This window comes from Alteromonas sp. 5NS40-0096, from assembly GCF_057544385.1.
Window position 1 is genome coordinate 1 of record NZ_BAAJLQ010000002.1, and the last position, 13,348, is coordinate 13,348.

General features: G+C 47.5%; 8 protein-coding genes and 1 pseudogene. 4 read left to right on the forward strand and 5 right to left on the reverse strand.

The genetic code is table 11. From position 1 onward, the window contains the following. Positions 1 to 217 precede the first annotated feature (217 nt). Positions 218 to 1,186, forward strand: a pseudogene (locus AC27G9_RS05965) (integron integrase). Between the two features lie 107 nt (positions 1,187 to 1,293). Here AC27G9_RS05965 and fadA read toward each other — a convergent pair. Together fadA and fadB are read right to left on the reverse strand one after the other, a co-directional pair. Further along, positions 1,294 to 2,457: an acetyl-CoA C-acyltransferase FadA gene (fadA, locus tag AC27G9_RS05970; protein ID WP_487072081.1), complete on the reverse strand. Its 1,164-nt coding sequence runs from the start codon at positions 2,455 to 2,457 to the stop codon at positions 1,294 to 1,296. An 18-nt stretch (positions 2,458 to 2,475) separates the two neighbouring features. Further along, entirely contained in the window at positions 2,476 to 4,626 is a 2,151-nt protein-coding gene (fadB, locus tag AC27G9_RS05975) for a fatty acid oxidation complex subunit alpha FadB (protein ID WP_487072083.1), read from the reverse strand. Between the two features lie 644 nt (positions 4,627 to 5,270). Here fadB and AC27G9_RS05980 point away from each other — a divergent pair. Then, positions 5,271 to 7,256, forward strand: a complete 1,986-nt coding sequence (locus tag AC27G9_RS05980) for a transglycosylase SLT domain-containing protein (RefSeq protein ID WP_487072085.1) — start codon at positions 5,271 to 5,273, stop codon at positions 7,254 to 7,256. Positions 7,257 to 7,262: 6 nt separating this feature from the next. Here the strand turns inward: AC27G9_RS05980 and AC27G9_RS05985 are convergent, their stop codons facing one another. Next, complete coding sequence (locus tag AC27G9_RS05985; RefSeq protein ID WP_487072087.1) at positions 7,263 to 8,654, reverse strand: sensor histidine kinase; 1,392 nt, start codon at positions 8,652 to 8,654, stop codon at positions 7,263 to 7,265. Then, positions 8,651 to 9,835, reverse strand: coding sequence for an FIST signal transduction protein (locus tag AC27G9_RS05990; RefSeq protein ID WP_487072089.1), 1,185 nt, complete (start codon positions 9,833 to 9,835; stop codon positions 8,651 to 8,653). Before AC27G9_RS05990 ends, AC27G9_RS05985 begins: the two co-directional genes overlap by 4 nt. Positions 9,836 to 10,098: 263 nt before the next feature. Between AC27G9_RS05990 and pepQ the strand changes: the two genes are divergently transcribed. Further along, positions 10,099 to 11,415, forward strand: a complete 1,317-nt coding sequence (pepQ, locus tag AC27G9_RS05995; protein WP_487072091.1) for a Xaa-Pro dipeptidase — start codon at positions 10,099 to 10,101, stop codon at positions 11,413 to 11,415. Positions 11,416 to 11,598: 183 nt separating this feature from the next. Here pepQ and ispB read toward each other — a convergent pair whose 3' ends face one another. After that, positions 11,599 to 12,570 carry an octaprenyl diphosphate synthase gene (gene ispB, locus AC27G9_RS06000; protein WP_487072093.1) on the reverse strand — a complete coding sequence of 324 codons (972 nt, stop codon included), beginning with the start codon at positions 12,568 to 12,570 and terminating at the stop codon, positions 11,599 to 11,601. Positions 12,571 to 13,030: 460 nt separating this feature from the next. Between ispB and rplU the strand changes: the two genes are divergently transcribed. Next, positions 13,031 to 13,342, forward strand: a complete 312-nt coding sequence (gene rplU / locus AC27G9_RS06005) for a 50S ribosomal protein L21 (protein ID WP_487072095.1) — start codon at positions 13,031 to 13,033, stop codon at positions 13,340 to 13,342. The last annotated feature ends 6 nt before the right edge of the window (positions 13,343 to 13,348 follow it).

Consider the following 13,348-nt stretch of genomic DNA (forward strand, 5'->3'; position numbering starts at 1 on the left):
ATTTAGTGTACGGAAAAAATCCTTTATGCAACGCGGATTACTTCCATATATCACTCAAATAATTGTTTCACTTTCTCACGTAACTTCCCGCATATCAATATTCTGTACTTTGTATCTGAATACACTGAACTTAAGGACGGAATCTTTCTTTTTTATTTTACGAGGCATCAAAAAATTGTAATTCTGTCTATATATACAGTTGTGTTGGTGTGGGAAAATGAAATCGATGTTTATGGAAATGGTAGTGCAGCAAATGAGGAATCGACGCTATGCAAAGCGTACTATTGAGCTCTACAGCGGGTGGATTGTTAGCTACATCCGCTTTCATAAAAATAAGCACCCCGCAGAGATGGGCGATAATGAAGTAGCGTTTTTTCTTTCCTACTTAGTCAACGAAAAAAACGTAGCGCCAGCAACGCAAGCTAGCGCTTTAAACGCGCTAGCTTTTCTTTATCGCGACGTTATAGAGCGCCCACTTTCGCTTGAGCTCAATTTTGTTTCTAGTCGACGGCAAGCCAAGTTACCCGTCGTCCTTACCGAAGACGAAGTGGTCTCGCTCTTTGAGCAATTACCAGCACAATTGAAACTACCGATTTCTTTATTGTATGGCAGTGGGCTGCGATTGATGTAGGCAGTAAGGCTACGCCTTAAAGACATCGATTTTGACTTTAACGCCATTCGGATATGGGATGGAAAAGGAGGAAAAAATCGCATTGTTACTTTGGCTGCAGAGCTCAAGCCGGGTCTTACTCGCCAAATAGCGCTAGTTGAAAATTACTTGGCAGCTGACTTAGAAAACCGGAAATACGCCGGTGTTTATTTACCTTATAGACTGCGCGAAAAATACCCAAATGCGTCTAGAGAGTTAGGCTGGCACTATTTGTTTCCTTCTCCTCGACTTTCTGTTGATCCTGAAGACAAAAGTGTGAGACGGCATCATATTGATGAGTCGAGCATACAAAAAGCCATACGAAACACAGCTAAAGAGTGTGACATTAAAAAGAAAGTTACGCCTCATACATTACGCCATTCTTTTGCAACGCATTTGCTCCAAGCGGGGGCTGATATTAGAACAGTGCAAACTCAATTGGGGCATTCAGACGTGAAGACTACCCAAATATATACCCATGTACTCCAGCAAGGTGCACAAGGTGTGGCGAGTCCGTTATCCCGAGTATTGAAGTAACACTCGCCATTAAGCATTAAAAGATATGTTGAAAACAACTCGAAGCCAACAAAAAAGGGCCCTAAGGCCCTTTTAAAAACTTAGCTATTAAACGCTAGTTCAAGCGCTTATACACGCTCAAATACGGTAGCAATACCTTGGCCAAGACCGATACACATGGTCGCTAGACCAATGTTAACGTCTTTCGCTTCCATTAGGTTAAGGAGCGTACCAGAGATACGTGAACCTGAACAACCTAGTGGGTGACCCAATGCGATTGCACCGCCGTTAAGGTTGACCTTATCGTCGATGTTATCAAGCCAGTTTAGCTGCTTGATGCACGAAAGTGCTTGCGCCGCGAAGGCTTCATTGAATTCTGCAAGCTCGATATCGTCCATCGTTAGGCCAGCGCGTTTTAACGCTTTTTGCGTTGCAGGGACTGGGCCGTAACCCATAATCGCCGCATCACAGCCTGCTACTGCCATTGAACGAATCTTAGCGCGAGGTGTTAAACCAAGGGCTTTTGCACGGTCAGCAGACATCAGTAACATTGCTGATGCACCGTCAGACAAGGCTGATGATGTACCCGCGGTAACAGTACCGTTTACTGGGTCGAATACTGGGCGAAGCGCAGCCATGCTTTCAGCGGTGCTTTCAGGGCGAACTACTTCATCAAAATCAATGAGTTTTAATACGCCATCTGCATCATGACCTTCTACCGGCACGATTTCGTTGGCCCAACGGCCTTCAAGCTGTGCTTTGTGAGCCAATTGGTGTGAGCGTGCCCCAAAGGCGTCTTGCATCTCACGAGAGATACCGTTTTGACGGCCAAGTAGCTCGGCAGTCATGCCCATCATGCCTGACGCTTTTGCCGTGTATTTTGCAAGGCCTGGGTGGAAATCGATGTTGTAGTTCATTGGCACGTGGCCCATGTGCTCAACACCACCGATCATGTAGATATCTCCACGGCCAGACATAATGCCGCTCGCTGCATCGTGCAGAGCCTGCATCGATGAACCACACAAACGGTTAACCGTTACGGCGCCAGTGGTGCGTGGAATACGAGTTAACAATTGAGCGTTACGCGCAACGTTAAAACCTTGTTCTTTAGTTTGTTGTACACAGCCCCAGATAATGTCTTCAATCTCGGCTGGGTCAACGCCTGGGTTACGTTCAAGTAACGCAGTCATTAGGCTCGCAGACAGGTCTTCTGCGCGAACGTTTCTGAATACACCATTTTTAGAACGACCCATCGGGGTACGTACGCAATCTATTACGACGACTTCTTTCATTTGAATCTCCTACGGGTCTTAAGCGAAGTATGATTTGCCAGAGGCAGCCATTTCGCGCACGCCATCTGAAATCTGATAAATTGGACCAAGGTCAGCGTACTTGTCTGCCAATGCAACAAAGTTTGCCAAGCCCATTGTCTCAATCCAACGGAATACACCGCCGCGGAATGGAGGGAAGCCCAAGCCGTAAAGTAGTGCCATATCTGCTTCAGCTGCACTATCAACAATACCTTCTTCCAAGCAGCGGATAGCTTCGTTTGCCATAGGAATCATAAGGCGAGCGATAATGTCTTCAGCGTCGAAGTCTTGCTTGTCGGCAACATGTGGAGCCATCAACGCATAGGCTTCTTCTGCAGCAGTCTTGCTTGGCTTACCACGCTTATCTACACCATAGTTATAGAAACCTTTACCGTTCTTCTGGCCAAGGCGCTCAGCTTTATAGAATAAGGTTACTGGGTCGTTATCTAAACGAGCCATACGCTCAGGAATACCCGCAGCCATTACATCTGCTGCGTGATCGCCAGTGTCGATGCCAACAACGTCCATCAGGTAGGCAGGGCCCATCGGCCAGCCAAAGACTTTCTCCATTACTTTATCCACGGCAACAAAATCTGCGCCATCGATTAGCAACTGGCTGAAACCAGCGAAGTAAGGGAACAATACGCGGTTAACTAAGAAACCCGGGCAGTCATTCACTACGATAGGCGTTTTGCCCATTTTCAATGTTGCAGCCACAACAGCATTAATCGTTTCTTCTGACGTTTTTTCACCGCGGATGATTTCTACTAGCGGCATGCGGTGCACTGGGTTGAAGAAATGCATACCACAGAAGCGCTCAGGTTTATCTAGGCTCTCTGCCAGCTGGTTGATAGAAATTGTCGATGTGTTCGAGCAAATGATCGCATCGTCAGCTACATGCTGTTCAGTTTCTTTCAGTACGATACCTTTCACTTTCGGGTTCTCAACGACGGCTTCGATCACAAGATCAGCGTCTTTTAGTGTTGAGTACTCAAGTGTTGGTGTGATGGCGTTCAGCGTGCTGGCCATTTTAGCGGCGTCAACTTTACCGCGCTTCATACCTTTGCCAAGGATTTTCGCTGCTTCGCTCAGTCCAAGGTCCAATGCACCCTGGTTGATGTCTTTCATTACAACCGGCGTGCCTTTCACTGCACTTTGGTAGGCGATACCGCCGCCCATAATGCCTGCGCCCAGTACGGCGTTAAGTGAAGATTGTTTTGTCGCTGCTTTCGCTTGCTTCTTACCTTTGCTCTTAACCAGTTGGTCGGCAAGGAAGATACCGATTTGTGCTTTTGCCGCGTCGGTTTTTGCCAGTGCAACAAATCCTTCGTTTTCGAGTTTCAGTGCACCTTCGCGATCAAGGCCTGCGGCTTTCTGTACTGTCTCGACCATTTTGTGTGGAGCAGGGTAGTGCTTACCCGCTTGCGCAAATACCATCGCTTGAGCAGTAGAGAAGCTCATCATGGCTTCGTTCTTGTTCAACTGTAATGGTGCTTTTTTCACCGCGCGGCGAGCTTCCCAATCGAATTTACCTGCTGCAGCGTCGGCCAACATGCTTAATGCGCCTGTCACTAACTTTTCTGGTGCAGTTACCGCGTCAACAGCGCCTTCAGCCATGGCTTTAGGGCCCTTGCGATCGCGGCCTGTTGTCATCCACTCAAGTGCGTTGTCAGAACCAATCAAACGCGGAAGGCGAACGGTACCACCGAAGCCCGGCATCAGGCCAAGTTTGACTTCAGGTAAACCAATTGACGCTGTGGTGTCAGCGATACGCATGTCACATGCTAATGCCATTTCACAGCCGCCACCTAGGGCAAAACCGTTAATAGCCGCAATCGTTGGGAAAGGAAGGTCTTCGAAACGGTCGAAAACTTGTGAAGTTTTGGCTACCCAGCCAAGAACTTCTTCTTCTGGTTGCGCGAACAACCCAGTGAATTCTGTAATATCGGCGCCAACAATAAAGGTCGATTTGGCGCTGCGAACGACTAAACCTTTAACGTCGTCCCTTGCTACAAGTGCAGCTGTTGCTTCGTCAAGCTCAGTGACCGTCTGACGGTCGAATTTATTTACCGAACCTTGGGCGTCAAACACCAGTTCGGCAAAACCATCGTCTAACAGATTGACAGCTAGACTCTTGCCTGTGTAGATCATTCTCGTCTCCTTTGGCTATGGCCAGGGTGCTGGTGATTAAAATTGTGGACCAGGTGCCACTTACATTTTTACCAGCGTGTTAGGGTGGCTAGATTCTTGTCAATGCCACGCAAAAAAGCAATTAAAAATTCAAACGAGTGTTTCAATTTTCCTTTACATGGCGATGATTCGAGTAAAATCAAGTCAGCGCACAGTGGAAACTCAATCTTCTTGATTCGTTGCCCTCCCTAGCATAGCGGGGCAAAACGGGACGTTCAGCGTACACCTGTCCATCGTTGCAATGAATTGGGAAGATTTTTCCGATGAATTGGGTCCTGAGTTAAATACGTGTGTTGTCCACTGGCTGAACCGACCACTTAGTGCGTCGTAAAGGTATAATAGTCGCTATTTTCAAAGTTGCCCGCGCAAATCCATTTTTGCGCCACATTGCGGATATATGTGACGAGTAACGTATGGTTGGACTAGACGAAGACCCGTTCTTTTTCTAATGTTTGACAAACGGGGTGTGCTTGGTTGTTATTCAATATTGTTTGGGTAGCGAAATTGAGCATGCGTCAGTCTTCGGCATTCTTCTTTTTGTAGTCAATGTCTTTTCGAGTTTCTAGCGTAATTGGAATACGCGTTTCGTATCAAAGGAGGGTAGCATGCCAACGCTACTCCAAAATGGTGTTTTCGGGGCATTGATGTTGCTTGTCGCCCCTTGGGGAGTTGCGCAAAATCGGGCGGAACTCACTCCCCAACAGTCTGCATTTGTAGAGGTCGAAAAGGCCATCAACAACGCGCCCACCAATCGCGCAGCGTCTGTCCTTGCTGGCGCAGATGATCTCGCAAGTTATTCGCTCTACCCGTACTTAGAAATGGCCTACTTGCGTCGGGTAATGCATATTCGCCAACGCAATCGAATAGAGCAGTTTTTGTTTAAGTATGATGGCCAGCCCGTAGCCGATGTGTTACGCAAGAGCTGGCTGCGTTATTTGGCAAAATACAACCATCAGTCTGCCTTCCTCGCCAGTTACAAACCGGGTAATGGCACAAAAATTACCTGCTATTACCTCAACTATCAGTTGGCCAATAGCCAGCGAGTCAGTAGTTGGAGTAACCAAATCGCACCATTGTGGTTAAGTGCGCAGTCTCAACCAAAAGAATGTGACCCCGTATTTAAACAGTGGAAGGACGCAGGGTTATTGTCGCCTGAATTAGTATTAGGGCGCATTGCTCTGGTTGCGAAAGGCGGTAATACCAAACTGATGTCGTATCTTCGCCGTCGATTACCCAAAGAACAGCAATATTTAGCGGATTTGTGGCGGCAAACTCGTCGCAGTGCCAGTTATGTTAGCCGCACCGCGAATTTCCCACTGCGCTTCCCAGAAGAAGAGCGCAAGGTTCTCACTTATGGTTTGAAACGTTTGGCGTGGCAACAACCTAAAAAAGCCATACAAGGCTATTCGAAGTGGGCCAGTAAGGCGAATTTCACGGCAAGCCAGCAGCAGGATATCTTGCGGGCGATTGCGCTGAGCCTCACACTAGATAAAGACCCTTTGGCCCAAGAGTGGTTGCAGCGAGCAGACGTAAACGGGGCGCAAGATGATGTTAAACGTTGGCATCTAGCTCATTTGCTTGAGCAGCAAGATTGGGGTAACGCACTCAGCCTAATCAATGAGGCGCCGGCAGTTAGGCAAAACGCTGATAATTTTCGTTATTGGAAGGCCCGAAGCCTCGATGAACTGAACGCGGCACAAGCTGGCAATACCCTGTACGAGCCGCTGGCCAAAGAACGTAGCTACTATGGATTTTTAGCCAGTGCGAGATTAGCAAAAACGCCGACATTAAGGCACATGCCTGCACCGTCAGACGATACAGTTCGAGCGCAGTTAGCCAACCAGCCCGGTGCCCTTCGCGCACGTGAGTTATACCAGCTTGGACGTTGGGTGGAAGCTCGCCGAGAATGGCGGAAGCTGGTCGCGAATCTCTCCAAAGATGAGTTGCGTGAGGCGGCGATGTTGGCGAGTGAATGGGGATGGTATGACCAAGCCATTATTGGGTTTGCAAAAAGTGGTTATTTGGACGATGTAGACAGGCGTTTTCCTTTGGCATTTGCCCCAGAGTTTTCTCGTCAAGGAGACGTACACGGCGTGGACACTGCATTTGCTATGGCCATTGCGCGGCGGGAAAGCTCTTTTATGGTTGATGCCGTTTCGCCCGCGGGAGCGAGAGGTTTAATGCAATTAATGCCGGGAACGGCGCGTTATATCAATCAGGCCCGCGTAAAAAACTCTACCTTGTTTACGCCTGAACAAAACGTGGAATTTGGGGTGAAGTACCTCAAGTACTTGTCGGAAAAAATGGGCGACAACCCAGTCTTGGTCTCTGCCAGTTACAACGCAGGCTGGCAAAAGGTGATCAACTGGTTACCTGAAACCGAACCTTTACCAACCGATATTTGGATAGAAAACATTCCCTATCGAGAGACCAGAAGTTATGTCAAAGCGGTATTGGCTTATCGTTATATCTATGAACAACAACTAGGTTCGCCATCCAATTTGTTCAGTGACTTGGCCCAGCGCTCGATAAAGCCGGCTAATACTTTGGGGACACCAGCTTTGGGTGGTGGACAGCTAGCACCAGATTAACTCACGTTAATCTGGACTGGCTACCGGTAAGGTAATCGTAAATTCGGTGCCTACGTTTATCTGGCTAGACACTGCGAGCTCGCCACCCATTGCCTCAATGATGGAATACGAAATGTACAAGCCCAGCCCTGTGCCTTCGCCGACTTTTTTGGTGGTGTAAAACGGGTCAAAGATATGCTCTAGGGCGTTTTCACTGATACCGCAGCCATTGTCTTTTACACTGATAACTACACGGCGATGTTGTGAGTCTGTTCGTGTAGACAGCGTGATTTTTCCGTTGTTGGTAACCGCTTGTCCAGCATTCACTAACAGATTAATGATGACCTGGCCCAGTTTACGGCTGTTGCCCAGTACTTCGGGCACGTTATCGAGTTGCAGTTCGACTTCCGCTTTGTGTTTGAGTTCAGGGGCAACCAAAATCAGGGTATCTTTGATGGCGCTGACCACGTCAAAGGGCGCGGCAGATATGGTGCCATCTTCATGAGTAAAACTTTTGAGGCTGGCGATAATATCGCTGATCCGTTCCAGACCATCTTCCGATTCTTCACAGATATCGTCGAACTCACCAATCAACCCACCAATTTCGTTATCTTCATACCATTCACAGACTTGCCTGACTCGCTCAGTGTCGTCAGGTTTTTCCGCCATGGTTTCGATGAGTTTTGAGAAGGCTTGCAACATAGGAAGTTGGTCTTTGAGAAAATTGATATTGCTGTTCACAAACCCGATGGGGTTATTTATTTCATGTGCAACTCCCGCGGCCAGCAGGCCAATAGAGGCCATCTTCTCAGACCGTAACAAAGACTGTTCTGCTCTTTCTTTATCTCGGCGAAGTTGTTCCGATTCCATTGCCAATAGTTTTGCTTGTACGCTCAGCAAGGTTTGGTCGGTGTAATCTCTAAATCCTTTTACCACACCAACATGCTCTTGGGTGTAGTAACCTAACTGTTTGTGACCAAAAGCAATCACGGCGTCTTTTCCCGACGCTTTTAATGGGCAGTAAATCAAAGAGTTGATTACCGGTTCAACTTGCTCCAATAGCTCAGGCGCGCCAGTTTGAAGCCTGACGTTAAACACTGCGGTGGGAGAGCCTGAAATCACTTTCTTGAGAATCTCGTTCACTGGCCATGCGGTGTCTATGAGAATGTCTTGTGTGCTCGATGTGCAGCGCATAAAACCAGGACTGTCTTGTTCAAGAACGAATGCCACGTCGTAGGGGACGATACCAGCAAACATGTCATACATTTTTTGGTAGAGGTCTTGCGCTGAATCTGCCTCAAGTACGGCGCGCATGCCACTGAGAAACAAGTCGCTGCGATGCTGAGATTGCTCCGCCTGTTCTTTCAGGCGGTATACCAAGTTAAGTTGTTCTAATAAGTCTTCGTAGTCTTGATTCATGATCCAAAAACAACGGCTGAAATCATCAAATTACCATGGCGATTCACTCCGTCGAGAAAACGCCCCTGTTCACCAAAGGTATAAGCTGCGGCGACAGGAATATCGCCAACTCTCGCTCGCACCTTTTCCAACATAGTCGAGATATTATCGTCTACCGTCAACATACAACCTGCACAATAGATCATCAAAACCCCTTGGGGAGACGAGCCTTCAGGTAACAGACCAATCGCATTGTTGACGACTTTTTCGGCCCGTGCGACTAGGCCTTCAACACTCCCTTCCATGACTATCAGTTGGGTATTGGTATCGATCTCGGAAAACAGCGTCAACGCGCCATCTTCGGTGACGGAGTCGGGGTGAGAGAGCAGGTACTCGGGGATGCCCAGTGTCGATTCAATTTCTTGGCCCAGTGGATACAAGGTGGTGTCACCTAACACGTTCCCCCCTTTTAAACTGGCTGCAATACTGTGGTCAGTGAGAGCGTCATAGACATTGGCAGCAGTGTCGTTGTCGAGTTGATGCAGTACTCGGCCATCCACATCAGTGGCAACGCACACCTTATTGGTTGGTTTATAGCCCGAACTATAACTCATGCCCATGGGCGTACTATTGTAGAGCACCGCGACTACGACGCGGTCTTCACCTGTATCGTTGTGACAGCCCTGTTGCCATTGCCCACTGACGTCGTTATCGGCGGCACTCCCACCAAATACCGGAATGTTGGGGCCAATGACATCGGCAAAACCTGCCAACATCTCTTCTTCATTGCCAGGAGGCATAGCACACCATACGAGCGCTGGGCTTTCGTATGGCACATCGCTGTTTTCCAAGGCGGCCATCATCGCTTGGTTTGCCGCTTCCCGAGGGGATTGATTGTTAGTGGATGCGCTACCGACACCGTAGTGACCATCAGCATCTTCTAGCGCAAAGATCACCAAATCATTGAGTGCGTGAAACTGTTCGGCATTGTTTCCCAATGCCCCTAGACAGGAGCTGGCAAGGAGAGCTGGACATTGGTATTTGTTATGCAGTGCTTGTTGTATGGTATTGACGTCGTGCTCAGTATTGAAAAACGCGAATAGGATACTAGGTGAGATAGCACTGGCATCAAGTTGTGAAAATACGTTTTCGATTAACGCCTCAGTATTCTTGTGTTGTGCAAACGCAGACTGAATCTTCACAGGCTTACTCCTTCCTTTTTGGCAATGTGTCCAAGCTTCATTCACCGACGAGGGCTTTGCATACAACTATAGCCCATTCAATAGGTTATACAATGTGACAAAAGGTGTAGATAGCAACGCTGCCGATATGACACCGATTCGCCTATTCTCACGTATAGACTGATACGACGAGCTTTCAATTTATCGCACAATCGTGTTGCAGACGAACTATCCGTGATACTCTTCGGCTCAAACGACAGGTCAATGAAAAGACGAGGTTTACCTTGCAAGATTTTACATCCTATAAAACCCACATAGAGACGCTACAAGCCCGCACTCGAGAAGCTTTACAGCGAGAAGGATTGGATGGCCTAGTGATTCACTCAGGTCAAAATAAACGCCTATTTTTAGACGACAATCATTATCCGTTTAAAGTGAACCCTCAATTCAAAGCGTGGCTACCTGTGGTAGATAACCCCAACAGTTGGTTGGTGGTAAACGGTGTAGACAAGCCCGTATTAATTTTTTATCGACCTGTTGATTTTTGGCACAAGGTACCACCTGAGCAAACGGCATTTTGGACTGAGTTTTTTGATATCAAATACTTGAAGCAAGCCGAAGCAGTCGAGAAGTTCTTGCCTTATGACAAACACAACTACGCCTACATCGGTGAGTACATTGAAGTCGCAAAAGCGTTGGGTTTTGAACAAGTTAACCCAGATAGAGTAATGCATTATTTGCATTATCAACGGGCGTTTAAAACGGATTATGAAATGGCGTGTATGCGTCAAGCCAATAAGATTGCGATTGGCGCACATAAAGCCGCAGAACAGGCCTTTAGAGCAGGCAAAAGCGAATTCGACATCAATCTCGAATACAATCGCGCCGCAGTACAAGGCGACAACGAAGTACCCTATACGGGAATCGTGGCGCTCAATCAGAATGCGGCTATCTTGCACTACATGGTTTACGAAAAACAAGCGCCGAGTGAGTCACGTTCGTTTTTGATTGATGCCGGTGCGAGTTTTCACGGATATGCGTCGGATATCACTCGAACCTATGTTGGTAAACAACACGAGTTTGGCGATTTGGTAGCGGCGGTTGACCAGCTTACATTGCAACTTGCTGAACAGTTAAAACCAGGCATCAATTACAGTGAGCTGCAATTTTCAGCACACATGGGCATCGCCCGAATTCTAAATGCAGCAGGCATTGTGAATCTGGATGCCGAAGGCATAGTAGAGCAGGGAATAACGTCGACTTTCTTCCCGCATGGGATAGGGCACTTCTTGGGATTACAAGTACATGATGTTGGTGGCCTTGTGAAAGATGACAGAGGTACACCGGCACCTGCACCTGAGGCTCACCCTTTCTTGCGCTGTACGCGTACCGTAGAGGCGCGACAAGTCTTTACTATCGAGCCTGGCTTATATTTTATTGATAGTTTGCTCGCCGATTTACGCACATCTGATGCGTCTAAATACATCAATTGGGGGCGGGTTGACGAGTTTAAGCCATTCGGTGGTATTCGTATCGAAGACAATATTATTGTGCATCGCGATAGAAACGAAAACATGACACGAGAAAACGGCCTGGGCTAAAGCTAGGCCCATTGCACCCGACCTAACATGGAACTGTTGACACTGCTTACCATTGCTTTGCTTGCTAGGGTTTCTAATTGGTATTATAGGGTTAATGATGACTGGGGTTTAAGCCATTACTAGCTTGCTATGAGGGTGTTGTAAGTTTAAAAAACGGCAGGGTGACCTGCCGTTTTTAATGAATTAGCTAGTGCGCTCAACCGCAATGTGAGCCAGTGCGATCAGCGCGTCTTTGTATTCGCTTGGCGGTACGATCGCCAGTGCGTCTATGGCTTTTTGTGATTCAGCCAATGCACATTTTTTGGTGTAATCCAAAGCGCCGGTTTCATTCATTATGGACAAGATTTTGTCCAAGTGTGGTAAGCCATTGGCATTTTCGATCGCATCGCGGATCAGCTCGGCATCTTCAGATCCCGCATGCCACATCGCGTAAAGTAAAGGCAGCGTGGGTTTACCTTCCGCTAAGTCGTCACCCGCGTTTTTACCCATCTCTTCGGCGTCTGCCTCGTAATCGAGAATGTCATCGGCTAACTGAAAAGCGGTGCCTAAGTGCTTGCCGTAATCTTGCATCGCCACTTCAACGGCTTCAGGCTGGTTTGCCAGCACCGCAGCAAGTTGTGTGGCGGCTTCAAACAATCGGGCAGTTTTGCCGTAGATAACGTCAAAATAACGCGCCTCAGTGGTGTCTGGGTCGTTACAATTCATTAACTGCAAGACCTCACCTTGGGCAATCTGATTTGTGGCGTCCGACAAAACTTCCATGACTCGCATTTCTCGCAAGCTCACCATCATTTGGAACGAACGAGAGTAAAGGAAATCACCTACCAAGACACTCGCCTGATTACCAAACAAAGCGTTCGCCGTTTCGCGGCCACGTCGCATTGTCGACTCGTCTACTACGTCATCGTGAAGCAAAGTCGCAGTGTGAATGAATTCGATAATTGCCGCTAGGGTGTGATGTTCGTCACTTGATATCTGCATGGCACGTGCAGCCAAAACGGTCAATAAAGGACGAAGGCGTTTGCCGCCACTGTTAACGATGTAGAACCCGAGTTGATTGATCAAGGCGACGTCAGAATTGACTTGCTCTTGAATTAGCTTATTTACGGCCTGCATGTCGGCGTCGGCTAGGGCTCTAATTTGCTCTACGTTCATAGATGGTTTCACGACCTTGAGCGGATAACTGAATTGCGGCGATTTTACCTGAATATTCTGATGTATCCACCCATTGCTGATAAAAAGCGACAAGAATGCTAAAAAATAGTATCAATCTATGCGCAAGCTGCACTCACGAGGTGATGGTTTTTGCGACAAAAAACACAGAGAATAGCGACACACATCAGGCTATTTAGTCATCACACAAACTCTCGATATGCTGATTTATTCATCGAACTTGGTGCATTTTTGTTGATTGAAAATAAATTTTAGTCAGAAAAATGCCTGCAAATTCAGCTCTAATAGGCACTAAATCAGCACTTTTTACTGCTATTTGACAGTATGTGCGAAAAATAGACGATTTTTGTGAAAGTCGGGGTTGTGATCTAGGGATGTTTCACGTACAATTCGCGCCCTGTTTTTGAGTTATAGCGTCAAAGGACGCAGAGCGGAGTAGAATATGTACGCGGTTTTCCAAAGTGGTGGTAAACAACACCGTGTGGCCGAAGGTCAAACCGTTCGTCTAGAGAAAATCGAAGTTGCGCCAGGTGAGAGCGTAGAGTTCGATAACATCTTGATGGTTAGCAATGGTGACGACATCAAAATCGGCACACCTTATGTTGCTGGTGGTAAAGTGACTGCTGAAGTTGTAACGCACGGTCGTGGCGAAAAGATTAAAATCGTCAAGTTCCGTCGTCGTAAGCATTCACGTAAACAACAAGGTCATCGTCAGTGGTTCACAGAAGTGAAAATCACTGGTATTAGCGCATAATAGGAG